23 protein-coding genes, 1 tRNA gene and 1 pseudogene are annotated in these 23,412 nt (G+C 64.8%); 16 read left to right on the top strand and 9 right to left on the bottom strand.

What is annotated here, in order from left to right; translation table 11 throughout:
* Positions 1-40: 40 nt before the first annotated feature.
* Positions 41-472, bottom strand: a pseudogene (locus tag L0B83_RS17940) (dehydrogenase); the annotation flags it as partial.
* A gap of 116 nt (positions 473-588) precedes the next feature.
* Here L0B83_RS17940 and L0B83_RS17935 point away from each other — a divergent pair.
* Positions 589-678, top strand: a tRNA-Ser gene (locus tag L0B83_RS17935).
* Positions 679-937: 259 nt separating this feature from the next.
* Here the strand turns inward: L0B83_RS17935 and L0B83_RS17930 are convergent.
* Both L0B83_RS17930 and L0B83_RS17925 read right to left on the bottom strand, forming a co-directional pair.
* Positions 938-1,822 carry an NAD(P)-dependent oxidoreductase gene (locus L0B83_RS17930; RefSeq protein ID WP_234759913.1) on the bottom strand — a complete coding sequence of 295 codons (885 nt, stop codon included), beginning with the start codon at positions 1,820-1,822 and terminating at the stop codon, positions 938-940.
* Positions 1,823-2,156: 334 nt separating this feature from the next.
* The gene (locus L0B83_RS17925) at positions 2,157-2,567 is read right to left on the bottom strand and encodes a hypothetical protein (protein ID WP_234759912.1); all 411 of its coding nucleotides are present in this window, start codon (positions 2,565-2,567) and stop codon (positions 2,157-2,159) included.
* A gap of 210 nt (positions 2,568-2,777) precedes the next feature.
* On the opposite strand from L0B83_RS17925, the gene L0B83_RS17920 reads away from it, so the two are divergent.
* Both L0B83_RS17920 and L0B83_RS17915 read left to right on the top strand, forming a co-directional pair.
* Positions 2,778-3,197 (top strand): hypothetical protein, encoded by a 420-nt coding sequence (locus tag L0B83_RS17920; RefSeq protein WP_234759911.1) that lies wholly within the window; start codon positions 2,778-2,780, stop codon positions 3,195-3,197.
* Between the two features lie 116 nt (positions 3,198-3,313).
* Positions 3,314-3,838: a P-loop nucleotide/nucleoside kinase family protein gene (locus L0B83_RS17915; RefSeq protein ID WP_234759910.1), complete on the top strand. Its 525-nt coding sequence runs from the start codon at positions 3,314-3,316 to the stop codon at positions 3,836-3,838.
* A 65-nt stretch (positions 3,839-3,903) separates the two neighbouring features.
* Here the strand turns inward: L0B83_RS17915 and L0B83_RS17910 are convergent, their stop codons facing one another.
* From L0B83_RS17910 to L0B83_RS17900, 3 genes are all read right to left on the bottom strand, one after another.
* Positions 3,904-4,755, bottom strand: coding sequence for an NAD-dependent epimerase/dehydratase family protein (locus L0B83_RS17910; protein ID WP_234759909.1), 852 nt, complete (start codon positions 4,753-4,755; stop codon positions 3,904-3,906).
* Positions 4,756-5,001: 246 nt separating this feature from the next.
* Entirely contained in the window at positions 5,002-5,547 is a 546-nt protein-coding gene (locus tag L0B83_RS17905; RefSeq protein ID WP_234759908.1) for an NAD(P)H-dependent oxidoreductase, read from the bottom strand.
* Positions 5,548-5,562: 15 nt separating this feature from the next.
* Positions 5,563-6,240, bottom strand: a complete 678-nt coding sequence (locus L0B83_RS17900; protein WP_234759907.1) for an NADPH-dependent F420 reductase — start codon at positions 6,238-6,240, stop codon at positions 5,563-5,565.
* Between the two features lie 121 nt (positions 6,241-6,361).
* On the opposite strand from L0B83_RS17900, the gene L0B83_RS17895 reads away from it, so the two are divergent.
* The 3 genes from L0B83_RS17895 (at position 6,362) to L0B83_RS17885 (ending at position 8,664) form a co-directional block, all read left to right on the top strand.
* Entirely contained in the window at positions 6,362-6,946 is a 585-nt protein-coding gene (locus L0B83_RS17895) for a TetR/AcrR family transcriptional regulator (protein ID WP_234759906.1), read from the top strand.
* Between the two features lie 255 nt (positions 6,947-7,201).
* On the top strand, positions 7,202-8,239 hold the full coding sequence (gene moaA, locus L0B83_RS17890; protein ID WP_234759905.1) for a GTP 3',8-cyclase MoaA: 1,038 nt from the start codon (positions 7,202-7,204) through the stop codon (positions 8,237-8,239).
* Between the two features lie 170 nt (positions 8,240-8,409).
* Complete coding sequence (locus tag L0B83_RS17885) at positions 8,410-8,664, top strand: hypothetical protein (protein ID WP_234759904.1); 255 nt, start codon at positions 8,410-8,412, stop codon at positions 8,662-8,664.
* 16 nt (positions 8,665-8,680) lie between these two features.
* On the opposite strand, the gene L0B83_RS17880 is transcribed toward L0B83_RS17885, so the two are convergent.
* Positions 8,681-9,148, bottom strand: a complete 468-nt coding sequence (locus tag L0B83_RS17880) for a MarR family winged helix-turn-helix transcriptional regulator (protein WP_234759903.1) — start codon at positions 9,146-9,148, stop codon at positions 8,681-8,683.
* A gap of 130 nt (positions 9,149-9,278) precedes the next feature.
* On the opposite strand from L0B83_RS17880, the gene L0B83_RS17875 reads away from it, so the two are divergent.
* Complete coding sequence (locus L0B83_RS17875; RefSeq protein ID WP_234759902.1) at positions 9,279-9,920, top strand: dihydrofolate reductase family protein; 642 nt, start codon at positions 9,279-9,281, stop codon at positions 9,918-9,920.
* A 25-nt stretch (positions 9,921-9,945) separates the two neighbouring features.
* Here the strand turns inward: L0B83_RS17875 and L0B83_RS17870 are convergent, their stop codons facing one another.
* A complete protein-coding gene (locus L0B83_RS17870; RefSeq protein ID WP_234759901.1) occupies positions 9,946-10,599 on the bottom strand; it encodes a DUF1254 domain-containing protein in 654 nt (217 codons plus the stop codon).
* A 1-nt stretch (position 10,600) separates the two neighbouring features.
* Positions 10,601-11,203, bottom strand: coding sequence for a DUF1214 domain-containing protein (locus L0B83_RS17865; RefSeq protein ID WP_234759900.1), 603 nt, complete (start codon positions 11,201-11,203; stop codon positions 10,601-10,603).
* Between the two features lie 470 nt (positions 11,204-11,673).
* Here L0B83_RS17865 and L0B83_RS17860 point away from each other — a divergent pair, with 470 nt between their 5' ends.
* The 9 genes from L0B83_RS17860 to L0B83_RS17820 all read left to right on the top strand — a co-directional run bounded on the left by L0B83_RS17860 (position 11,674) and on the right by L0B83_RS17820 (position 23,332).
* Entirely contained in the window at positions 11,674-12,819 is a 1,146-nt protein-coding gene (locus tag L0B83_RS17860; protein WP_234759899.1) for a sulfite oxidase, read from the top strand.
* Between the two features lie 5 nt (positions 12,820-12,824).
* On the top strand, positions 12,825-13,397 hold the full coding sequence (locus tag L0B83_RS17855) for an SRPBCC family protein (RefSeq protein ID WP_234759898.1): 573 nt from the start codon (positions 12,825-12,827) through the stop codon (positions 13,395-13,397).
* The gene (locus tag L0B83_RS17850) at positions 13,390-13,785 is read left to right on the top strand and encodes a hypothetical protein (RefSeq protein ID WP_234759897.1); all 396 of its coding nucleotides are present in this window, start codon (positions 13,390-13,392) and stop codon (positions 13,783-13,785) included. The genes L0B83_RS17855 and L0B83_RS17850 overlap by 8 nt, the downstream gene beginning before the upstream one ends.
* Positions 13,786-13,827: 42 nt before the next feature.
* Positions 13,828-15,054, top strand: coding sequence for a cation:proton antiporter (locus L0B83_RS17845; protein ID WP_234759896.1), 1,227 nt, complete (start codon positions 13,828-13,830; stop codon positions 15,052-15,054).
* 74 nt (positions 15,055-15,128) lie between these two features.
* Positions 15,129-15,752, top strand: a complete 624-nt coding sequence (locus tag L0B83_RS17840; RefSeq protein ID WP_234759895.1) for a hypothetical protein — start codon at positions 15,129-15,131, stop codon at positions 15,750-15,752.
* A gap of 86 nt (positions 15,753-15,838) precedes the next feature.
* On the top strand, positions 15,839-16,579 hold the full coding sequence (locus L0B83_RS17835; RefSeq protein WP_234759894.1) for a YcnI family copper-binding membrane protein: 741 nt from the start codon (positions 15,839-15,841) through the stop codon (positions 16,577-16,579).
* 105 nt (positions 16,580-16,684) lie between these two features.
* Positions 16,685-17,341, top strand: a complete 657-nt coding sequence (locus L0B83_RS17830) for a DUF4232 domain-containing protein (protein ID WP_234759893.1) — start codon at positions 16,685-16,687, stop codon at positions 17,339-17,341.
* A 95-nt stretch (positions 17,342-17,436) separates the two neighbouring features.
* Entirely contained in the window at positions 17,437-22,440 is a 5,004-nt protein-coding gene (locus tag L0B83_RS17825) for a DNA glycosylase AlkZ-like family protein (RefSeq protein WP_234759892.1), read from the top strand.
* Positions 22,433-23,332 carry a DNA-formamidopyrimidine glycosylase family protein gene (locus L0B83_RS17820; protein ID WP_234759891.1) on the top strand — a complete coding sequence of 300 codons (900 nt, stop codon included), beginning with the start codon at positions 22,433-22,435 and terminating at the stop codon, positions 23,330-23,332. Before L0B83_RS17825 ends, L0B83_RS17820 begins: the two co-directional genes overlap by 8 nt.
* The last annotated feature ends 80 nt before the right edge of the window (positions 23,333-23,412 follow it).

Below are 23,412 nucleotides of genomic sequence, written 5' to 3'. Positions count from 1 at the left end.
ATAACCGTCCTGCCGGGGCCATATAAACCTGTCACAGCCAGGTGAGCACAGCGCGGCGTGCCGGCACGCCGTCGGGAATCCGGGTAAGCGAGCTAACGGGCACGACGTAGCGGTCCTGGTGCGGATGCAGGCAGAAGACATTCCGGCCGATCCAGTCTTCGGGCCCCTCTTCAACGACGCCGACCGACAGATAGCCGAACTTGACCGGCGCGGGAAAATCCCCGGTCTGATGGGGTGCCCGCATCGCTTCCGCGATCCGCGGCGGGACATTGGCTTCGTGGACCACCAGTTCGGTGCCCCTGCTGATACCGGAATACAACGTCCGGACCAGAGCCTCGTCCTCCTTCGGAGCCGAAAGTTCCTCGCTCCGGAGCTCACCTTGGCAGGGGCCCACGGTCCAGTAGGCCAGCGCGGTTTGCGTGTCCGTGGTCCCGGTGTCCGTGGTCTGGGGTTCATCTTGTGTGTGAGTCATCGTGCTTGCGAATCTAGTCGTGCGGCTGCAATAACGAAAGCGAAGCCTACTTACTAAGCGGCCGCCGCCCGCCCGTTTTGGGGAACAGGCCACCACTCCGGTACCCTATTTCAGTTGGTGACGTGTCCGAGCGGCCGAAGGTGCAACACTCGAAATGTTGTTTGGTGTAAAAGCCAACGTGGGTTCAAATCCCACCGTCACCGCCAAATAGCGAGGCCCCTGCTTCCCTTTGTTTACAAGGGAAGCAGGGGCCTTTTGCTTTGCCTTGGTTAGGTCCCTTAGCAAAGAATCGGCAAATCTTAGCTACGAGCACCTCCGGCGACGAACAACCTTACGGTCCATCCCGGCGTCCGCCCTCGGGTGTCAGATCTGCAGCGTCGGAAGAGCCGTAAATCCGCGTAGATGCGGGGTTCGACGACAGTCCGTGCGCCGCACCCGCGTTACCGGGAGGTCAGCCTTCGCACCCTATGCGATGAAGCTGGCAAAGTATGCCGCAGCCATGTCCTCGTCGCCGCGTCCCGCGTCAGTGACCCTACGCAGTCTTGCTGCCCCCGCCTCAGCGAGGTCGAGTCGAATACCCTTCGCGTGGGCGGCGTCGACGATGAGGCGTGCGTCTTTTGCGGCGGTCTTGGCGGCGAAGGACGCCGGGCTGAGCGCGTCGTCGAGGATGAGTCCGGCCTTCAGGCGAAGGTAGGGCATGTCGAGTCCGCCACCGCCGATGGCATCGAAGAAGGATTGCGGGTCGACGCCGAGTGCCTGGGCGAGTGCGATGGTCTCACCCGCGGCGTTGGTGGCCGCGATGACCCAGCTGTTGGCGACGAGTTTCAGACGAGTCCCGGTGCCGGCGGTCCCGTCCTCACCGGTCCATACGGTCCGGGCGCCGATCGCGTCGAACACGGGCCCGATGCTCGGACGAACCTCGGTGGGCCCGGCGGCGAGGATGATGAGTTGGCCAGCTTCGGCAGGCTGTCGGGTGCCGAGCACCGGTGCGTCGACGAGTGTGAGCTCGTACTCGGCAGCGAGTTCGCCGAGCGCTCCGATGTCATCGATCCCCACGGTGGTGGACTGGATCCATATGGCACCCGGCTTAAACCCGGGATGCGCGGCGTCCATTGCAGCACGTACCGCGTCGCCGTCGTAGAGCATCGTCAGGATGAAGTCGGCGCCGGCAACTGCTTCAGCGGCGGTCGCCATGACTGTGATGCCGTCATTTCGGAGCGGTTCGGCTTTCTGCAGGGTGCGGTTCCAGGCGCGGACGGTGATGCCTGCGCGGCGGACAGACCGAGCCATGGCCGCGCCCATGATCCCGGTCCCGAGGACGGCGACTGTCGGCGTGCCGGTTACGCTCATCGTGGCGCCTGCCCGTTTGCGTTCCCAGCCGGGCCGTACGCCTTGTTGGCTAGGAGGTTCGGCACGCTGTTCCAGATGGTGATGGGCTCGGGTTCAGACATGGAGTCATCATATCCAAGGGCCACCTCTCCCAGGGAAAATCCCTGTGCGTAAAACCAAGGGCTTCAAGCGGGATAGTGCCGCGGTGCTTACTGCTGAACAGTGCTGCGTTTAGGCCGCCCGAAAGTGAGCAAATCGCCTAATTGCGAATGCTTAGGGGCTTGGACCTGCCCGTTGCCCTTATCGGTTTTTGTCCGAACTTTGTGCGTGGACCGATCAGACACCCGCCGCCCGGCTAGTCTTCCAGAACTGCTCGCGCCGCTGCTGTGTCGTGGAGGTCGGACAGGTGCTTCTCCTGTTCCTCGATCTTGCGCCGGTAGAAGTCATAGGCGGCTTGTTTGGTAATCCCCAAAGCTTCGCCGATCTGGGCCCATGTCGCGCCGGCTTCACGCGCCGATTTCATGACGTACCAGCGCCTGGCCGTGAGCAGTTCGACGGCCTTCGCGTTCGCCCGCAGCGCCTGCAGCGCTGCAACTTCCCTGACCCCCGCAAGGAAGTGTGCTGCGGCCTCCCGTGCCTCGTCGCCTCCGATGGCAGAGGCTTCGCGCCAGGTTTCGCCGCGATTGAAGTCTTCCCACACGGTAAGCAACTCATGCACGTCACCACCGCTGAGCGCCTTCTCCACCGACAGGCCGTCATCTCCCATGCGGTCAAGTTAGCTTGACACCGGACAAGGGTCAAGAGTGCTGGCGCCCTTGGGTGCAAGATGTTTCACGTGATAGACAGCTATCTCTTCCGCTCCGATGTGAACAATGCTACGTTCCCCATCAAGTGGCTTTGAGAAGGGGCACATGTCCAGCATGCGTTCAACTAACATCGCGCGGTACGCGGCCTGATCAAACGGCATAGGGGAACCATGAAGAAGACCTTCAACCCAAGGAAGCTCGCAATCACCGCAGTATTGGCCATTGCTCTCTCAGCTGGGACGATCGGCGTTGCACTTGCCCAAACCTCCACCAGCCAACCCGTGACGACTGCACAGAAAGCCACCGGGACGCCGCACCCCCTGGGCACTGCGTTCCAGGGACTCACCTACGGTTCTCCGGCAAGCAAGGCAGGACAGGACGACCCCGAGCTCATAACCGTTCTGATCAACGGCAACCAGCTGGGCTATATCAAACGGGACGAACTACGCCGCGAACAGGGATACCCGACGATGTTCAAGTCACCGGAAGAAGCTCTTGCTTGGCAAGCCTCAACCAAAGGGAAACCGACATCGGTCAATGTCTACGACCTCCAGGGCAACGTGATTGGCTCGTTCCCTGTCAAGCGCTGACGGTCCCGACTGCACCTAAAAAGGATGGTTGGCGTGGAAAGCGGCGCGTACACGGCTTTCATGTTCGGGATTAGTTGAACATTACAAGGACACCTCGTGGCACTAGAGTTCGGCCCATGATCATATGGCTCAACGGCACCCACGGCGCAGGAAAGACAACGACGAGCGCGCTCTTGCAGCAACTGCTGCCCGATGCGCAAGTCCTCGACGCCGAGAAGGTCGGGGAGGTGCTCATGGACATCAAGCCCGGACTTCCTGCAACGGACAACTTCCAGCACTGGGACCCGTGGCGGCCGCTCGTCGTCGAAACCGCCCGACGGGTGCTTGAGTACACCGGAGGCACCCTCGTGATGCCAATGACTGTCCTAGTCGAGAGCTACTGGCGGGAAATCAGCAATGGCCTCGCCGGGCACGGCATCCCGATCCAGCACTTCGTGCTCCACGCCGACCAGGAAACACTGCGCAACCGCATACAGAACGACAAAGATCTCGGCCCCTCGACGTTCCGCTTTGCGTACTTGGAGCCATACGCTGAAGCAGCCCGCACCTGGCTGCACAACGAAGCCGAAGTCATCGACACCGCGGACATCACACCAGACCAAGCTGCGCAACAGATCGCGGACTCAGTGCTTGGTCGGTGAGAGTGCCGTGCACGCGGTGTTCACGCGGTAGGTGCCGTACCCTCAGTCCCTTCTCCGCGGATCATTCACGACGAGTGGCTGGTGCGCCAGGTGTGTTTGGGTTCGAAACCAAGCAGCCGCCGGGCCTTGTCGATGGAGAGCATGGTTTCGTGTTCACCCAGGTCCTTGACCACCTTCACCTTGGGGTAAACCTCTGCCGCGAGGCTGGCGCTGGAGCGGCTCATGACGGTGTCCGCGTTTGCAATGATGAATGCTTCGAACCCCGGTTTGCCGTTCTCTAGAGCACGGAGCACGGCCTGCGCGCCGTCCCGGCCGTCGATGTAGCCCCAGAGGTTCCACTTGCGCAGCATGGCGTCGGAGTCGAAGGAGGGAAAGGCTTCGTAGTCTTCAGGATCCATGACGTTTGAGAACCGCAGCCCGACGATGCTCAGCTCCGGGTCCCAGCGCGTCAACTCGATGGCCATCTGTTCCTCAAGATGTTTCACGAGCGAATACGTGGTCTGTGGCTTGGCCGCGTACTCCTCGTCCACCGGGATATAGGGCGGGTCGACGTCGAACGGCGTGCCCAGCACAGTCTCACTGGAGGCGTACACGATCTTCTTGATCCCGGCCCGGCGGGCCGCCTGAAACACGTTGTACGTGGAGAGCATGTTGTTCTCGAACGTCGCTGCGTCCGGCATAAGCCCCGGAGCCGGGATTGCGCCGAGGTGGACGACGGCGTCAAAGCCCGTGTGCCGGCGGTCCACGCCCAGGAGAGCATCAACGACCTGGCCGTAGTCCCGCAGATCCAAAACCACCAGACCGGGGCCTCGTTCACCGGCCCGGTCAAGGTTCAGCACCCAGTGCCCCTCCTCCGTAAGGGTCCGAACGACGTGTCGGCCCAGCTTGCCGCTGCCACCAGTCACTGCAATTTTCATCAATACTCCGCTCAACGTTGTTCGAATGCTCCCGCGCAAGGCCCCGAAGCGCGCCGCGTGGGAACCTGGCCGCCCTGATGGGACCAGCCATCACCAAGCCCAACCTAGACCGCATGCCGCGCCCGGCGCGTGGCCCTTTCAGTCCTAGGAAAACCCGACCTACCGACGGCGGTCCGCTCCAGCGGGAGTGCACGCGTCATTCCACCAATCCTGGGCGGGAGGATTGGTGGAATGACCCGTGGCCACTCAGTGTGCGGCGGCAGGGACGGCCGACAGGAGCTCCCGGTAGCGCGCGATATGAGCCGCCAGCTCCTCCGGCGCCACCCGGTGTGCCGAGTGGAGAATCAGGGGCTCCGCCATATCCAGGCCGCAGAGGTGCGCTGTGGCTTCCAGCGGGCGAAGCAGTTCGGCCATGGTGAAGCGGTTATGCCCCGTCGGCGTATACGAGGATTCGGGACCACCGGTTGAGATGACCAGTTGCAGGCGCTTACCGTGCAACTGGTCTCCGCCGTTGCCGTAGGCGAAACCGTGGGTGAGGACCTGGTCCATCCATTCCTTCAGGACGCCGGGGACGGAGTACCAGTGCCAGGGGAATTGCAGGACGATGGTGTCGTGGTCTCGCAGTAGCTGTTGCTCAACAGCGGTGTCGACGCGCCGGTCGGGGTAGGCCGAGGCGAGATCCCGGATGGTCACCCCGTCAAGGTCCCGGATGCCGGCGGTTAGGTGCGCCGTGATGCGGGACGTTGTCAGGTCCGGGTGGGCGACGATGACGAGGATGCGCGGTGCGGTCATTGAAGGTCCGTTACTTCAGCGGACGATCTTGAAGTTGAAGGCAGGGGTCCCGAGCGCGCCCCACAGGCGGAGCCAGACCGGCAGGAGCATTTCGGTGCCCCGCGCAGTGCTGATGTCGCCAAGGTCGATCACGTCCTGATGGCCGAAGTCCTTCAGGAGCACGGTGACGGTTTCCTTCGCGTCACTGTCGTTCCCGGACACAAAAACCGTCCCGGGATCGGCCAGCTGTCCGGGGTGCGCCATCAGGTCGGCGTTCATGGTGTTCAGGGACTTCACCACCCGGGCGGCGGGAAAGGCGCGCTGGATCTGCTCAGCGAGGGAATCGGTGTCCTTGACGAACAGGGTCGGAGGCATCCCGTTGCTGAAGTCCAGAGGGTTGGCAATGTCGAGGATGATCTTGCCATCAAGGTTTGCCGCCCCGGCATGGGTCAACACCTCGAGCGAGGCACCGCCGTTGGTTGCATTGACAATGAGGTCAGCCCCGCTTGCGGCATCGGCGAAACGGGCAAGAGTTACATCGCCGTTCTCAGCGGCCCAGCCCGCGAAGGGCTGAGCGCCCATGGCGTCGGCCTCAGTCCGGGCCAGTGTTGCCTCCGGATCGCGCGTGCCCATGGTCACGCTATGGCCCAGCTCGACCAGTCGTGCTGCGATGGTCCGGCCAACCATGCCGGTACCGAAAACTGCTGCCTTCATAACGTTCTCCTCTTCTCGTCCGGGCTGCCCGGATCAAATGTGACGAATCGTTCTCAAGTTTGTGACGGATCGTTCCGTCTGTCAAACTGGTGTCAGGAAACGATTCAGAAGGAGTGGTTTGGTGGCGCGCAAATCAGGCGAAGAGAACCGCCGCAACGTTCTCGAAGTGGCTACCCGGTTGTTTTATCAGCAGGGCATCCGCGCAGTGGGGATGGACACTGTGGTGAAGGAGTGCGGGGTTGGCAATGCCACGCTCTACCGCCAGTTTCCCACCAAGGACTCACTCGCCACTGCCTATGTCCAGGGCCGCGCTGATGCCTGGTTCGAGCGTATGCAACAGGCCGCCGATGAGCGGCGTGAACCCCAGGACAAACTCCTTGCCGTCTTCGAGGTATTGGCTACGGACTGTGCCGGGCCGACCTACCGGGGCTGCCCAATGCTGAACACGAACACCGAGTTCCCCGGCGGCGCACACCCGGCCCACATCGCAGCCGTCACCCACAAGCAGCAAGTCCGCGACTGGTTCTACTCCCTCGCGGTTGACGCCGCGGCCGACGACGCCGCGCAGCTCGCCGAAGAACTCCTCATCATCCTCAACGGGGCCTACGCCACGGCCGCTGTCCTGGATGGGGCCACGTATGGGAAACGCGCCGTCGATTTTGCCCGCCGCATCATCACCGACGCCTGCGGCGCGCACGCTGCATGACCTAGCACCGGATGCCTTCGTACCGCACGTCCGTCCTGACCTTGTTTGGCGCATAATCACCCCGGAATGACGCGACGTAAGCGCTTTCCAAAACCAAAGAAGGTCAGGACGGCGCGTCGCCCCATGCCGCAGGCCGACGGCGCGTCCCCAACGGGAGAGCCCCACCCGGACCTCCATTGTGGGCGCCGGGAAGCCGGGCATACTCTGGGAGTGGCACAAGCGGTTGGCACTACTACCGCGTTGAGAGGGCGCTGCATGGACGCCAATCCCATCACTGACACCTTCCACCGGCCCTTGAGGGACCTGCGGATTTCCGTCACGGACAGATGCAATTTCCGGTGTGTCTACTGCATGCCCAAGGAGATTTTCGGCAGGGACTTCGCTTTCATGCCCAAGGACCAGCTGCTCACCTTCGAGGAAATCACCCGGCTGGCGTCCACCGCGGTGGACCACGGCGTCCGGAAGATCCGGCTGACCGGCGGTGAGCCCCTGCTGCGGAAGGACATCGAGGAACTGGTGCGGATGCTGGCCCGGTTGCGCACTCCCGACGGGCTGGCACCGGACCTGGCCATGACGACCAACGGCTCAGTTCTCGCACAGAAGGCACAGGCCCTCAAGGAGGCAGGGCTGAACCGAGTGACAGTCTCGCTGGACTCCCTGCGGGAGGAGACCTTCCAAGCCATGAACGGCGTCGGCTATTCCGTGGCGAAGGTCCTGCACGCGGCGGATGTTGCCCAGGCCGCGGGACTAGGGCCGGTGAAGATCAACATGGTGGTCAAGCGCGGCACGAACGACCAGGACATTCTTCCGATGGCGAGCCACTTCAAGGGATCCGGCTTCATTCTGCGGTTCATCGAATACATGGACGTAGGTGCGTCCAACGGCTGGAAAATGGATGAAGTGGTGCCTTCAGCCGAGGTCCTGGCCCGCGTCGGGGCGGTATTCCCGCTGGAGCCAGTGGCGCCCAACTACCCCGGCGAGACCTCGGACCGCTGGCGCTACGCGGATGGCAGCGGCGAAATCGGCGTCATTTCGAGCGTGACGCAGGCGTTTTGCCGCGGATGTACGCGTGCCCGGCTTTCCGCAGACGGCAAGTTGTTCACTTGCCTTTTCGCCACAGCCGGCACGGACTTGAGGGCGCTGCTCCGCAGCGGCGCGTCCGACGTCGAGCTTTCGACGGCGTTATCCGCCCTGTGGGGCGGGCGCACGGACCGCTACTCGGAACTGCGCAGTTCGTACACACACAAGCAAGCCGCGGCTCGCAAGATCGAGATGTCATACATCGGCGGATAGCCCTGCACGGCCGGGCGCAGTCTTGCCGCGCGGCCGGGCGCGTCGATATCATCAGAGAGGGTTATGCAGAGGCTCTAGGAACTCTTTCCATGGAGGGACCCCATGACCCGCCAGACCCCCCTCTCTTCCAAGGCTTCTTGCGTGGCCGCCGTTATGCCTGGAGCCGCGCTGTGAACGCCCTGCTGACCTCGTGCCTGGAAAACGAAATGGACCCGGTCCAGGGCCTTGCGAATTTGTCCGATACGGAGCTCAACTTTTTGGCCGACGCGCTCTTCAAGCTGCTCGACGCCGAGAAGCCAGAGTTCGGAGTCAAGTCCTGGTACGACGCGGTCCTGGATGAGCTGGCTGCCCGCGGCGGGCGCTCCGCGCGCGGTGATGAGGCTGCGTCCGGCGAGCAGGCCGCCGTCGACGTTTCGTCGGAATAGACGACGTCTTGTCGGATTAGTCGTCCTGTGCCGCAGAGGTCAACGCGGTGGTATCTGCCCCGGCCGATTGCCGGTCTGCCAGCTCGCTCACGACTATTTTCAATTCCTGCCTGAACATCGAGGTATCGATGGAAACTTGGGCGAGAACCAGCCGTTCCGATTCCGCCGCCCCCTCTAGGGCTTCCTTGCCGGCGTCGGTCAGCGAAACGACGAACACCCGACGGTCCTCGGAACTTCGGCTGCGGCTTACGTGGCCGTGGGCCTCGAGCCTACTGATGGTCTGGCCCATGGTCTGGGCCTGTACGCGCACGATCTGCGCCAACGTGGTCTGGGTGATGGGGCCAGTGGCTGCAAGAACCTCCAGCGCGATGACACCGGCGTGGGTGAGCCCGATTGCCCTGAGATTCTCGTCCCAAGCATGTTCCACTAGTCGGGCTGCTGTAGACAGCAACCTTCCGGTTGGCCAACGCTCGATGTCCGGCATATGTCTCATTGTAGCGGGACGGGAATTTAGCGCCTCGTTACACGAATTCTTCCGTGAGTTCTTCGGCGACGGCGATCCCACCGCCAGTATGGTGGTTGCAAAGCTCGGGCACTGATTTGAGGGGACCACCATGGCTGTTCGCGTTGACCTGAATATCTCGCTTGACGGTTTCGCCACCACAACGGACGCAACTCCGGAGAATCCGTTCGGCTCCGATTGGGGCCGCTTGGTTGATGCATATACGTCCACCCGCACGTTCCGTGAGCGGGTCTTGCATGACACGAGCGGAGAAGGAACGTCCGGCGTCGACGACAAATACGCAGCGGCCTACTTCGAGGGTGTCGGAGCCGAGATTATGGGTGCCGGCATGTTCGGGTTCCATACCTTCCCCGATGACCCCGATTGGAAGGGCTGGTGGGGCGATGAGCCGCCCTTCCGCGTCCCGGTGTTCGTCCTGACCCACACGCCCCGTCCTGCCCTCACGATGGCGGGCGGTACGACCTTCCACTTCGTCAAGGGCAGCCCCGAAGAAGTACTTGAACAAGCGCTCAGCGCGGCGGGTGACGAGGACGTGCGAATCGGCGGTGGCCCTACAGTCGTGCGCGACTACCTCAGGGCCGGGCTTGTCGACCGGCTACACGTCGCCATCACACCGATCCTGCTCGGTAGCGGAATACGGCTTTGGGACGACCTCCGCGGGCTGGAAAGCGGCTACTCCGTCACGTCGGAGACGGCCGAAAGCGGCGTCATCCACGTCACCTTCCGCCGATAGCCGTCAGGGCCGGTCCAGTCGAAGGCTACTGCTTCAGCGGCGCGAGCTGTATTTGCTTTGCGAGCGCGTACGCCGTCGGAAGGTCACTGTCGCCCTCGACGAAGACCCGGCCGATGACGAGCGCGGATTGGTTTGGCGAAGAAATCTCTGCCATGCCGTCCGGCACGGTTCCCTTCCAACCCGGTCCGCTGAGGAGATAGTCGCCCGCTTTGGTTCCCGTGGCGCGTTTGCCCACATAGGCGAAATTGCTGCTCCTCGACGGGTCCGTGAACTGCACGCTGAAGTAACGGCCTGCCATGTCCGGTACGTGCAGGACTTGCGGTCCCTTGCTCAGGTCGAGCCAGCCGCCGACGTACAGCAAATCGTCGGCCCCGGTTGCCATAAGGCTCCCGCGCGGGTTCGACGGCGATGACGTGCCGGGGACGGCGTACAGAGTGTTGACGGGGATGGGGCCTTCACCGAAACCATGCTTGAGAATCGCTCTCTTGTACCCATTGACCGTGAGGCGCGGCCAAAGGTAAATGAGAGCCGGCGCGCCGAGCGCCCAGATGATGACCGCAGCTATGACGAGGGGAAAGATCCCGTCCCCGCTGGCGATCCGCCGGTAGATGACCCAAGCGAAGATCGCCAGTATGACGGCGGTAAGCGGGCGTCCGTACTTCAAGATGAGGCGGTTCATGTCACTGCGCCCTGACAATGCCCGGCAATTGGTACGTTCCATCAAGAATCGCCTCACCGGGCAGATAGACGCGGAACATCAGCTTGAACTTGCCGGACGGAACGGGCAGCCAGTTCTGCTCGTGCCCGCTCGGAGGCTCGTGCTGGAGATAGATATCGACGGAACCATCCGCGTTCTGGGCCAGAGGCGAACGGTCACCAATGCTGTAGCGATGGGCGGGGTTGTCCACCATGTACCCGGCGGTATCGGTCGGAGTCAGCGACCAGAAGGCGTCATGCGGCGGGAGCTGCCCGGCGGGAAAATGCAGGAGGTAGCGGCGGCCGCCGCTCAGGGCTTCCCGTGAGCTATCCGCGGTGGCGGTCCAGTACGCAGCCTCTTCAAAGACATTGACGAGAGGCAGGGCTTTTGCGCAGGCAGCCCGTACGAGGACTCCGTTGCCTGGCTGCCCACATTTGCGGATCGCACTCCAACCGTTAACGGTGCTCGTGACCGCCCTGCCCACGGCGTTCATCACGAGGATCGCCGTTAAGAACGCCAGCACGGCACCGAGAAGCAACCCCTGGACAACACCAGACTGCGACAACCATGCGAGGGCATTTGCCATGACCGCAAACTACCACTGAACCGGAAGGGTTGAATGGTAAGGCGCAGCTTCCGTCCGCAGTGCAGTCCTGTCCGTCAGGAGCGCGAACGCCCGCCCGCGGAACGGCGGCGGAACCACCCAACAACGCCCCATAACGCGACGATCAAACATACGGCAGAGACGATGCCCCGCCACCATATGAATGGTTGCCAAAGCCCGAATATCAGCGCCCAAACAAGGAGAACGCCACTCACGTCGAGTCGTGGGGCTCGGATCTTCATGGAGGCTCTCCTTTTTTCATTCCACCCGGTCCCGGAGCACGAGCACCAAAGACCAACTCAACGAACAATACTTGCCCAACAGCCCGACGCCGGACGCGTGCCCGGCGTCGGACGCCCAGCATCCCCGTCGCCGAACGCTCCCCGGAACAAGCACCTCGCTGCCGGGCAAAGTCCAGTGACACTGCCGCGCCGGGCGCCCATACTGGGAGCATGAGCGTCAACACCCGCCGAACAGCGGAAGTCGCTGCTGTTGCCGCCCCGGCCTCCACGGCCCCCGCCGCTCCGGCAGAACCCGCACCATCGACTCCAACAACAGGTCCCATCACCCGCGAAGAACTGCAACTCGCTTCGCGCAACCATGCCATGCCGTTGGAGATGCTCCAATGGCCCGTCACACCGCTCGGCATGCACTATCTCCTGGTCCATTTCGACGTTCCCAAGATCGATCCTGTCTCGTGGCGGCTGAAAATCGGCGGGCTCGTGGACCATCCGCACGAGTACACCCTGCCTGACCTACAGCAACGCGAGCGGCGCACCCAAGCCGTCACGATGGAGTGCGCCGGCAACGGCCGCTCCCGGCTGGAACCGCGGCCTGTGAGCCAGCCATGGGACCAAGGCGGAGTGGGGACCGCCGAGTGGACCGGCACCCCGCTCGCTCCGTTGCTGCTCGACGCCGGCGTGTCACCGGACGCCGTCGAGCTCGTCTTCACCGGTGCGGACCGCGGGATCCAAGGCGGCGTGGAGCATCAGTACGCGCGCAGCCTGACGCTCGCAGAAGCAATGTCCGACGACGTCCTGCTCGCCTATGAGGTCAACGGGCAAGCCCTGCCGCCGCAGCATGGCTACCCTCTCCGGTTGCTCGTCCCGGGCTGGTACGGCATGACAAGCGTCAAATGGCTGCAATCCATCGACGCAATCGACCACAGCTTCGAGGGTTACCAACAGCTCCATTCCTACCGCTACACACAAGCCGCAGACGATCCCGGCGAGCCCGTCCAGCGGATCAAAGTACGCTCCCTCATGGCTCCCCCCGGCATTCCCGACTTCCTCACGAGGCAACGCACCGTGCACGCCGGGCCGGTCCAGTTGAGCGGCCGGGCCTGGTCCGGCCAAGGAACTGTGGACAGCGTGGAAGTCTGCGTGGACGGGATCTGGGAACAGGCCCACCTTCAGGCTCCCACCGGACGGCATGCATGGCGCGGATGGACGTTCACGTGGATAGCAACTCCCGGTTCCCACGAGCTGGCATGCCGTGCGACAGATTCCACCGGCCACACCCAGCCGGAGGCGCCCGAGTGGACCTATCTCGGCATGGGCAACAATGACATCCAGCGACTGACCGTAACGGTCCGGTAATTGCAATGGGCGGCGTTTCGAAGAGCAAAGCCGACTACGAGTTCCGCACCGTGTGGCGCGTCGCGGGAACCCCGCGCGAGGTCGTGGATATCTTGGGCGACGCCGGAACGTTGCCCCGATGGTGGCCTTCGGTCTACTTGAGGGTTATTCCGCTGGATCCCGGTAATGCGGACGGTACGGGGAAATCCTTCTCCCTGCACACCAAGGGCTGGTTGCCGTACACGCTGCGTTGGAGATTCACGGTCACCGAACCGATCACGGAGCAGGGTTTCGCGATCGCGGCGAGTGGTGACTTGCGGGGCACCGGGCGGTGGACGTTCGAACAGGACGGCCCGGAAACCGTGATCACCTATGACTGGCGGGTCAGCGTATCGAAACCGCTGCTCCGGCGGCTAAGCTGGCTGCTCAAACCGGCTTTCGCCGCGAATCACCGTTGGGCGATGGCGCGCGGCCAAGAAAGCCTCGCACTTGAATTGCGACGGCGACGGCCCGGCACGGACCGCTCCAAGGTCCCACGGCCGGCGCCGCCGACGTTCGCAAGCCGATACCGCTGGCCTAGGAGTACAACGCATGCCTGATGGCAACAAACACGAAGTCCGCTGGTTGGCGCAGCCCGAGGACCAGGACTATCCGAGCGCGGCTGACTACCTATCGCTGTTGGAAGCGGACGACGTCGTTGCCTCCGTTGTCGCTGCATTCAAGGTTGCGCCCGTCCAACACCGCAAGGCCAAGGACATTCTCCGTGCCGCGCGGCTGGCACTGTTGCCGGAGGACAACGTCCACGTCGCCTCGGACCTGAAGAAGATCAAGGAAGGCAAGAAACTCTCGCCTATCCTCATCGTCAAGGGCGACCTCGCCCGCGGCATTCCCGCACAGGTGGCCGATGGCTACCACCGGGTGTGCGCAAGCTACTACACGGACGAGAACACGGATATCCCCCTGAAACTGGCTGATGCGCCCCGCTGATCATCCGAGGCCAACCGTCATGCCCGGTGGAAGGAGGATCGCGTGTCGTTCTTTCAGCTTTCGCTGATCGCCGCGGTCGCGCTCCTCGGACCGTTGCTTGCGCTGCCCCGGAAATGGCATCTTCCCGTCGTCCTGGGACAGTTGCTGGCGGGCATCGTCATCGGACGTACGGGCCTGGGCCTGGTGGACTCTTCGGATCCCACCTTCTCCTTCGTGGCGGACGTCGGATTCGCCCTCATCATGTTCGTTGCAGGGACGCATGTGCCGGTTCGGGACAAAGCGATCCGCCCCGCACTGGGGAGCGGATCGCTGCGCGCCGGCACCGCCGCGGTGCTGGCCGCCGTCGTCGGGATCGTCATCGCTTTTGCCTTCGGCACCGGACATGCTCCCCTTTACATCGTGCTGCTCGCTTCCTCCTCGGCGGCACTGGTCCTCCCGATCGTCGACTCGCTTCGGCTGACAGGGCCGAAGGTCCTGACGACGACGGCGCAAGTGGCGATCGCTGACATCGCCTGCATAGTGGCGCTTCCCTTAGCCGTTGACCCGCCCAACGCCGGCCGGGCGGCGGTGGGGGCAGCCGTCGTCGCGGCTTGCGCGCTGGTCCTGTTCTTTGTGCTTCGCTGGCTGGAGAACAGCGGTAACCGCGGACAGTTGCATGACATCTCCGAAGACCGGAAGTTCGCCTTGGAACTGCGGATCCAACTTGCTTTGCTCTTCGCTCTGTCCGGACTCGCCGTCCTGGGCCACGTGTCCATCATGCTGGCGGGGTTCTCCTTCGGACTGGTGGTCTCGGCGGTAGGCGAACCCCGTCGCCTCGCGCACCAGCTCTTCGCCGTGAGCGACGGTTTCCTCGGGCCGGTGTTCTTCGTCTGGCTGGGTGCGTCGCTGGACCTGCGGACCCTCGCGGGCAGCCCGCGGATGATCCTCCTCGGGATCTGCCTTGGCTTCGGAACGCTCCTGGTGCATGGAAGCATCCGGGCCCTCGGCCAGCCCTTGCCGCTTGCAATACTGGCGGCGTCGCAATTGGGAGTACCCGTTGCGGCCGCCACCATCGGCTCCCAATTGCACTTGCTGGAGCCGGGAGAAGCCGCCGCCATGATCCTCGGTGCCCTCATCAGCATCGGGGCAAGCACCATCGCCGGTTCGAGGGCGGCACGCAGGTATTCAGAAGGGGCGCCGGAACCGGGCGGAGAAGGGCCACAGTCCGGTGGAGCGGCCCACCAAGGCCAAGTCACACGACCCATCCCACCGCGGCGCGGCCACGAATAATAGGTAGAATTTCAGGGTTGACCAGCCGGTCGGACGGTCGACCAGCCGCTTGAACGCTACAGAGGGAGGGACCCGTGCGCGCATCGCATGCCCGGACGCCCTTCCATGCCATGCGTTCGGGGGCCTTGGCGGTCGCCATTGTCGCACTCGCCGCAGCCGCCCACGTCCTCTCCGGCGGCGCGCTTCCGGTCGCTCCGGTCCTGTTGGCCGTCCTCGCCTTGACCGGGCTCGCCACCACTCTTGCCACCCGGTCCAAGCTCGGATTCCCGGTCATTGCCGCGCTTCTGGGAGTCGGCCAGCTGGTCCTGCACCAGGCATTCACGGCGTTCGGTCCGCTCACTGTCCCGGCCCCGGGGTCGCCGGCACACCATTTGGCCGCGGAGCACCTTTCACCGCCATTGGGAGCGGAAACAGTGCATTTTCATGAGGCGGACACTCCGCTTAGCTGGCTGATGTTGGCAGGGCACGCCCTCGCGACGGCTGCTTCGGCTTTGCTCCTGGCCAAGGGCGAGCAGGCACTGTGGCAGCTCGCTGCGTGGCTCCGTCCGCTCCTGCAGCTCCTCCGCCTGATTTTCAGGCCCGACGCCGGCAGCTCAGCTGTCGTGTTGAGCGAGCCTGCCGTATTCATCCCCCGTCCCTGGCGGAACCTCAGGCAGGACAGCAGACGCGGGCCGCCCGCCGTCGTCGTACCCTCCTGACTCCGCCCGGCACCGCCTTCTACCGGTGGCGGGCATATCCCCGCACTTTGGCGCGCCTTCGCGCCGCCCGTTGAAAGGCAACAACCATGAACAAGTCCTCCCTCCGCCGCGCCGTCTCGGCCACCGCAATCGCCGGCGGCACCGCCGCACTGATGATGGCCGGCCTCGCTGGCGCATCTGCCCATGTGTCCATCAACCCGGACAAAACCACGGCCAATTCGTACGCCTTGCTGACTTTCGGCGTTCCCCACGGCTGCGACGCTTCGGGCACCACCAAGGTGACCATCAACTTGCCGGATGAACTGACGGACGCCACGCCCACGGTGAACCCCAACTGGACAGTGGAGAAGGTGACGCAGACGCTCCCCGAACCCAAGAAGCTGGCCGACGGCACATCGATCACCAAGCGCACCAGCCAAGTTGTGTACACCGCCAAGACCCCGCTGGACCCGCACCTGCGCGATGCCCTGGTGCTGTCCGTGAAACTGCCCGACACAGCCGGCAAGACCCTCTACTTCCCCACGCTCCAGAGCTGCGAGCAAGGGCAGACAAACTGGGCTGAAATTCCGAAGGACGGCCAGGACCCGCACTCGCTCAAGGCCCCGGCTCCGTCGGTGGCGGTCACGGCCGAGGGTGCCGCCGCGGGTGCACCCGCGGCCGATGGCCACATGGCGGCTTCAATCTCCACGGAGCAAGCAGCTTCCGTGACCGACGACGGCTCGCAGGCTCGCAGCTGGGCCGGCTTGATCGCCGGCGTGGCAGGCCTGGGGCTGGGTGGCGCGGCATTCTTCCGCAGCCGTAACGCGAAGGCTTCCGAGGCCAAGTAACGGGTCGGCCGGGTTGGCGTCCGGAACATTACGATCCGGACGCCAATCCGGCGCCCCTGCCGCGCCGCAGTTGACTCCGGCATACGACGACGAAATGCTGTGCGCATGACGAATATGCGAGTCAAGAACGGTCTCCTGCTCACGATGGCAGCAGCCTCGGTATTCCTGCTCTCAGGGTGTTTCCAAAGCCAGGCCCAGCCCTCGGGCTCAGCCGTAAGCAACGCCACGGCTTCGGCGTCGCCGTCGGCCACGGCAACGCCCACGCCGTCGGCTTCGGCCTCGGCTACTTCTAGCCCAACAGGCAGCACCACACCGTCGAGCACGGGCACGACGGCATCCGGCACCCCTCTCTGCAAGTCGGACTCGCTGACGGCTTCGCTCGACTCCAAAGGGGGTGGAGCGGCCGGCAGCGTCTACATGAAGCTCATCCTGACCAACTCCGGTTCCCAACCCTGCATCCTCAATGGCTTCCCGGGCGTGTCGCTCACGTCCGGGCCCACCGGTGATCCGATCGGTGCGGCTGCCGCGCGCGACGCCTCCCAGCCTGTGGCACAAGTACTTCTCGAACCGGGGAAGTCCGGTTTCGCCCAACTCCGGTACACCCAGGCCGGGAACTACCCCGAGTGCACCCAGGTCCCGGCCGCCGGCTTCCGGGTCTACCCACCCGGCGACACTGCCTCGCTGTTCATCCCGCAACAACAAACAGCCTGCAGCAACACCAATATCAATCTCCTGACCGTCCAGGCGTTCCAAGCGGGGTAGGGCGGCCGGGGGCCTAGCCCCTGATCCGCATTGCCTCCTGTTCCTTCTTGTGGGCTGTCCCTTATTGTGTCGGTGCCGTGAGGCATGATGGAGGAATGCAGGAACAGGAGGTACCGGGCGGTCCTGGCAATTCGGCCATGGACCGCTTCAGCCGCGCCACGCGCGAATGGTTCCTCGGTGCTTTCTCCACGCCCACCCCTGCCCAGGACGGTGCATGGAAGGCTATTTCTTCCGGATCGCACGCACTCGTCGTGGCGCCCACCGGTTCCGGCAAGACGCTCGCAGCCTTCCTGTGGGCGCTGGACCGGCTCCTGTCGGTGGCCCCGGACTCTTCGGCGGACGCCCTTCCGGGGCTTGAGGACACACCCGCCCGCGGACGCGCCAAATCCCCTAAGCGCAAGACCCGCGTCTTGTACATCTCACCCCTCAAGGCGCTCGGCGTCGACGTCGAACGGAACCTCCGCTCTCCCCTGATCGGTATCACGCAGACCGCCAAGCGGCTCGGGTTGCCGGCCCCGCTGGTGAGCGTCGGCGTCCGGTCGGGAGATACGACGACGGCGGACCGCCGCGCGCTGCTCAGCCACCCGCCGGACATCCTCATCACCACGCCCGAGTCGTTGTTCCTCATGCTGACATCGAAGGCCCGGGAGACGCTGAGCGAAGTGGACACCGTGATCGTCGACGAGGTCCATGCCGTGGCAGGAACCAAGCGTGGCGCGCACCTCGCGGTGTCATTGGAGCGGCTTGACGCGTTGCTGCCGAAACCTGCCCAAAGGATCGGCCTCTCGGCCACCGTGGAGCCGCGCGAGCTCGTCGCGCAATTCCTCGCGGGCTCGGCACCCGTCGAAATCGTCGCGCCGCCGTCGCACAAGAACTGGGACCTGGTGGTCAGCGTACCTGTGGAGGACATGTCGGACCTCGCGGGAGCCGCCGGCGCGTTCGACTCCGGACCAGCCTCAGGGCTGCAACCGCAAGCGTCCATTTGGCCGCACGTCGAGGAGAAGATCGTTGACCTCGTCCTCTCGAAGCAGTCCACCATTGTGTTTGCCAACTCCCGGCGGCTCGCGGAGCGACTCACCGCCCGGTTGAACGAGATCTTCGCGGAACGCCAGCTCATGGCGGTGGATGTGTTTTCCGCTGCCGTGGATTCGGTACCTGATTTCGGGCCGCCCGCGTCCACGGCGACCCCAGCGCACATGATGGCCCAAGCCGGGAGCACGAGCGGGGCCGATCCGGTCCTGGCCCGCGCACACCACGGATCCGTGTCCAAAGACCAGCGGGCACTCATCGAAGACGATCTCAAGTCCGGCCGGCTGCGGTGCGTTGTTGCCACATCATCCCTGGAACTCGGCATCGACATGGGTGCCGTGGACCTCGTGGTCCAGGTTGAGTCGCCCCCATCGGTGGCCAGCGGACTGCAAAGGGTCGGCCGGGCAGGCCACCAAGTCGGTGAGATCTCCGAGGGCGTGCTCTTCCCCAAGCACCGGGCGGACCTGGTCCACACGGCCATCACTGTGGAACGGATGCTGAGCGGGAAGATCGAACGCCTCCATATTCCCGCCAACCCCCTGGACATCCTGGCCCAACAAACGGTCGCCGCCACCGCACTGGGAAGCATCGACGTCGAGGAATGGTTCGCCACCGTGCGCCGCTCCGCTCCGTTCGCCACGTTGCCCCGGTCCGCTTTCGAAGCCACCTTGGACCTCCTGGCCGGCCGGTATCCCTCCGACGAATTCGCCGAACTCCGGCCACGCATCGTCTGGGACCGCAACGGCGGCACCATTGAAGGGCGTCCGGGAGCTCAACGCCTCGCTGTGACCTCAGGCGGAACCATCCCCGACCGCGGGCTCTTCGGCGTCTACATCATCGGCACGGAAACCGAAGGTACCGGTTCCGGTTCCGGTTCGGGAGGGGCCGGTTCCGGCTCCGGCGGTGGGGCATCGGCACAGGAGCCCAGTCCGGCGTCGCGCGCTGCCAAAGGCGGCCGGCGCGTCGGCGAGCTCGACGAAGAAATGGTCTACGAATCACGCGTTGGCGACGTCTTCGCCTTGGGCGCCACCAGCTGGAAGATCGAGGACATCACGCATGACCGCGTCCTTGTTTCGCCCGCCTTCGGCCAGCCCGGGAAACTTCCGTTCTGGAAGGGCGATTCCCTCGGGAGGCCAGTGGACCTTGGCCGGGCGCTCGGAGCATTCGTGCGTGAGCTCTCCGCCTCGGACCAAGAGCCAGCGCTGGAACGCTGCGAAGCCAGCGGGCTGGACGACTACGCTGCCCGGAACCTGATCCAGTATCTGGCTGAGCAGAAACAAGCCACCGAAGTGGTTCCGAACGACCGGACGCTCGTCGTCGAGCGGTTCCACGACGAGCTCGGTGACTGGCGGGTAGTGCTGCACAGCCCCTTCGGGATGCCGGTCCACGCGCCGTGGGCCCTCGCCGTCGGGCAGCGGCTACAGCAGCGCTACGGGCTGGACGGATCCGCCATGGCAGCAGACGACGGCATCGTCCTGCGCGTGCCGATGATGGAGGACGAACCTCCCGGAGCCGAATTGTTCCTTTTCGACCCCGAGGAACTCGAGCAGATCGTGACGGCGGAGGTGGGCGGCAGCGCGTTGTTCGCGTCCCGCTTCCGTGAGTGCGCCGCCCGCGCCCTACTGCTGCCGCGGCAGAATCCGGCGAAGAGGCAGCCGCTATGGCAGCAACGGCAGCGTTCGGCGCAGTTGTTGGATGTCGCCAAGAAATACCCTTCCTTCCCGATCGTCCTTGAGACCGTGCGCGAATGCCTGCAGGACGTTTACGATCTGCCCGCGTTGAAGGACATTGCCGCCTCGATCGAGCGCCGGGAACTGCGCTTGGTGCAAACCACCACGCAGCAGCCCTCCCCCTTCGCCAAGTCGCTGCTCTTTGGCTACGTGGCGCAGTACTTGTACGAGGGCGATTCACCGCTCGCCGAACGCAGGGCCGCGGCTTTGGCGCTCGATTCCACGCTCCTGAACGAGCTCCTGGGCAGGGTGGAACTGCGCGAGCTCCTGGACGCGAAGGTCATTGAGGCCACCGAGCTGGAGCTCCAGCGGTTGGCACCGGACAGGCGGGTGCGGGGCATGGAAGGCGTTGCGGACTTGCTGCGCCTGCTCGGACCCCTGAGTGTGGAAGAAGTGGCCGCCCGTTTGCAATCCGAGGACGCGGTAGCACCCTCCTCGGAGGCGCCCGCACCGGAGATGGATGCGTCCACAGAGCTTGCGGCCGCATCGCACCTAGCCGCACTGCGGAAAGCCAACCGCGCCCTCACGGTCACCCTCGGGGGGGTGGAACGGTTCGCGGCCATCGAGGACGCGGCCCGGCTTCGGGACGCTATCGGCGTTCCGTTGCCCATGGGCGTTCCCCTCGCCTTCATCGAACCGGTCAACGACCCGCTCGGCGACCTCGTCTCCCGCTACGCCCGGACCCACGGACCCTTCACGGCCGAGGAGGCCGCGACGAGGCTGGGACTGGGTGTCGCCGTCGTGGGCACCGCGCTGAAGCGTTTGGCGGCAGACGGCAGGGTCGTGGAGGGCGAGTTCCGGCCGCACCCTACTGCGCCTGACTCCGGACCTGGTGCGGAAGCCCCCGTAGCTCCGGAGCTTCCGGCGGCTCCGGAGCTTCCGGCGGCTCCGCCGGCCAGCGAGTGGTGCGATTCCGAAGTGCTGCGCAAGCTCCGGCGTCGTTCGCTTGCCGCGTTGCGGGCCGAAGTAGAGCCGGTGGACGCCGCAGCGTACGGCCGGTTCCTCCCCGCATGGCAAAACGTCTCCGTGCCCACCGCCGGCCGCTCCCGCGGGGCTCCGGCATTGCGTGGGCTGGACGGGATCATGACGGTGGTCGATCAGCTCTCCGGCGTGCCTGTGCCGGCGTCGGCGTGGGAGCCTTTGGTGCTGGCCGGCCGGATCGCCGACTATCAGCCAGCCATGCTGGACGAACTCATGGCCGCGGGCGAGATCCTCTGGTCCGGAGCCGGATCCTTGCCCGGGAACGACGGTTGGATCAGCCTCCATGTGGCCGAGGCCGCGGAACTGACGCTCAACCCGGACCCTGATTTCGAGCCCGGCGACGCGCAATTGCGCCTCCTGGAATACCTGCAGACCGGCGGGGGCGCGTATTTCTTCCGGCAACTCACCGAGGTCGCGGGCGGCATGGATGCTGTCCTCAGCGACGACGCCGTGGTGGCCGCCTTGTGGGATCTCGTCTGGGCCGGACGCATCACCGGCGATACTTTTGCCCCCGTCCGCGCCATGATTGCCGGCGGCCGTACTGCCCACAAACAGCCCGCCCGGGCTCCACGGGCCAGGTCCCTGCGCATGGGCAGGCTCGGACGCTCGCACGGCACGGGCTTGATGGGATCGCCAGGACTCACGGGCGGACGTTATGGCTCAGCGACGGCTCCCACTCCCCCGCTCGCCGTCGGGCGCTGGTCCGCGTTGCCGTCTCCTGAACTCGACCCCACCATCCATGCGCGCGGCACCGCCGAACTACTCCTCGACAGGTACGGCATCGTGACCCGCGGCTCCGTCATGGTGGAGAACATCCTGGGCGGATTCGGGCTGATGTACAAGGTCCTCGCCCGGCTCGAAGAGGCCGGGCGGTGCCGGCGCGGCTACTTCATCGAGCACCTCGGCGCCGCGCAATTTGCCGTGCCGGCAACGGTGGACCGTTTGCGTTCCTTCACGGAAGACGCTCAACTCGCCAAGGCCGAGCCGGTCGCGTTGGCCCTTGCCGCAACGGATCCCGCCAACCCGTACGGCGCGGCGCTCCCATGGCCTGCCTTGGCGGTCGACGCAGGATCGGGTCACCGTCCCGGGCGGAAAGCAGGGGCCTTGGTGGTTATGGTCGACGGCGCCTTGGCCTTATATGTCGAACGCGGAGGGAAAACCCTGCTCGTCTTCAGCGATGACGACGCCGTCCTGGCGGCTGCCGCTACTGCTTTGGTGGGAGTAGTCCGCCGGGGAGCCGTGGACAAATTGATCATGGAGAAGGTCAACGGCCATGACCTTCTGGACACACCCGTGGCTACTGCGCTAGCGGCTGCCGGGGCGTACTCCACGCCGAAGGGATTGCGGATCCGTGCCTGAAGGCGACTCGGTCTGGCGGGCCGCCGCGGAGTTGCACAAGGCCCTCGCCGGACAGACGCTGCTCTCCTCGGACTTCCGGGTACCCAGGTTTGCCACGCTGAACCTAGCCGGATGGACCGTGTCCGAGGTGGTGCCACGGGGAAAGCACCTGCTCATGCGGCTGCTAGAGCCGGCGGAGGATGCCGCGGACGACGCCGCGGCGAACGCCGGTTCGGCGGACGCCGGTTCGGCGGCGGGGGTTTCGCCCCGCCGCGCCCTGACCATCCATTCACACTTGAAAATGGAAGGAAGCTGGCAGGTCTATGCCCCCGGCGGCCGCTGGAGGAAGCCCGGCCACACGGCAAGGTGCGTCCTTCGCACGGCGACGGCCGACGTCGTCGGCTTTTCCCTGGGAATCCTGGAAGTGATTCCGACCCCGGATGAGTCCCGGGTGGTAGGACACCTCGGCCCGGACCTGCTCGGGCCGGACTGGGACGCGGAAAAGGCCGTTCGTCGGCTGCTGGCCGCGCCGGACACACCGGTTGGCATCGCACTGCTGGACCAGCGGAACCTTGCCGGGCTGGGCAATATCTACCGTTGCGAGGCGTGTTTCCTGGCCGGGGTGCATCCGGCCGCGCCGGTATCGGCCGTGCCGGACCTGCCGGCGATGCTCGCGGAAGCGAAGGTCCTGCTCGAGGCCAATCTGGGACCAGGGCGAAGGATCACCCGTGGCGCCGCATTTCCTGGAGTACGGGGGATGCCCCGCTCCGGCTACTGGGTGTACGGCCGCGAGCACCAGCCGTGCCTTCGCTGCCGTACACCGATTCGCCGCGGGGTGCTGGGACCGGCGTCGGGGATGGAAGACCGGATCATCTACTTCTGCCCGCAGTGCCAGCCCGGGGCGCCCGCCTGACGCCACGGAAATTTTCTGACGCTACGAAAAATTCCTGACGCCCCCGGAATTCCGGGAGCGTCAGGAATTCAGCGAGTCGC

Origin of the sequence: Arthrobacter alkaliphilus, from assembly GCF_021483235.1 — a bacterium.
GTDB classification, from domain to species: Bacteria; Actinomycetota; Actinomycetes; order Actinomycetales; family Micrococcaceae; genus Arthrobacter; species Arthrobacter alkaliphilus.
Note: the sequence above shows the minus strand (reverse complement) of the source record. Positions and strands in the feature narration are given on the sequence as shown.

Coding starts and splice junctions, on each gene's coding strand:
- L0B83_RS17835 (WP_234759894.1), top strand. CDS start 15,839: ATGAACAAGTCCTCCCTCCGCCGCGCCGTCTCGGCCACCGCAATCGCC.
- L0B83_RS17830 (WP_234759893.1), top strand. CDS start 16,685: ATGACGAATATGCGAGTCAAGAACGGTCTCCTGCTCACGATGGCAGCA.
- L0B83_RS17910 (WP_234759909.1), bottom strand. CDS start 4,755: ATGAAAATTGCAGTGACTGGTGGCAGCGGCAAGCTGGGCCGACACGTC.
- L0B83_RS17850 (WP_234759897.1), top strand. CDS start 13,390: ATGCCTGATGGCAACAAACACGAAGTCCGCTGGTTGGCGCAGCCCGAG.
- L0B83_RS17920 (WP_234759911.1), top strand. CDS start 2,778: ATGAAGAAGACCTTCAACCCAAGGAAGCTCGCAATCACCGCAGTATTG.
- L0B83_RS17925 (WP_234759912.1), bottom strand. CDS start 2,567: ATGGGAGATGACGGCCTGTCGGTGGAGAAGGCGCTCAGCGGTGGTGAC.
- L0B83_RS17900 (WP_234759907.1), bottom strand. CDS start 6,240: ATGAAGGCAGCAGTTTTCGGTACCGGCATGGTTGGCCGGACCATCGCA.
- L0B83_RS17865 (WP_234759900.1), bottom strand. CDS start 11,203: ATGGCAAATGCCCTCGCATGGTTGTCGCAGTCTGGTGTTGTCCAGGGG.
- L0B83_RS17860 (WP_234759899.1), top strand. CDS start 11,674: ATGAGCGTCAACACCCGCCGAACAGCGGAAGTCGCTGCTGTTGCCGCC.
- L0B83_RS17930 (WP_234759913.1), bottom strand. CDS start 1,822: ATGAGCGTAACCGGCACGCCGACAGTCGCCGTCCTCGGGACCGGGATC.
- L0B83_RS17905 (WP_234759908.1), bottom strand. CDS start 5,547: ATGACCGCACCGCGCATCCTCGTCATCGTCGCCCACCCGGACCTGACA.
- L0B83_RS17880 (WP_234759903.1), bottom strand. CDS start 9,148: ATGCCGGACATCGAGCGTTGGCCAACCGGAAGGTTGCTGTCTACAGCA.
- L0B83_RS17855 (WP_234759898.1), top strand. CDS start 12,825: ATGGGCGGCGTTTCGAAGAGCAAAGCCGACTACGAGTTCCGCACCGTG.
- L0B83_RS17825 (WP_234759892.1), top strand. CDS start 17,437: ATGCAGGAACAGGAGGTACCGGGCGGTCCTGGCAATTCGGCCATGGAC.
- L0B83_RS17875 (WP_234759902.1), top strand. CDS start 9,279: ATGGCTGTTCGCGTTGACCTGAATATCTCGCTTGACGGTTTCGCCACC.
- moaA (WP_234759905.1), top strand. CDS start 7,202: ATGGACGCCAATCCCATCACTGACACCTTCCACCGGCCCTTGAGGGAC.
- L0B83_RS17870 (WP_234759901.1), bottom strand. CDS start 10,599: ATGAACCGCCTCATCTTGAAGTACGGACGCCCGCTTACCGCCGTCATA.
- L0B83_RS17915 (WP_234759910.1), top strand. CDS start 3,314: ATGATCATATGGCTCAACGGCACCCACGGCGCAGGAAAGACAACGACG.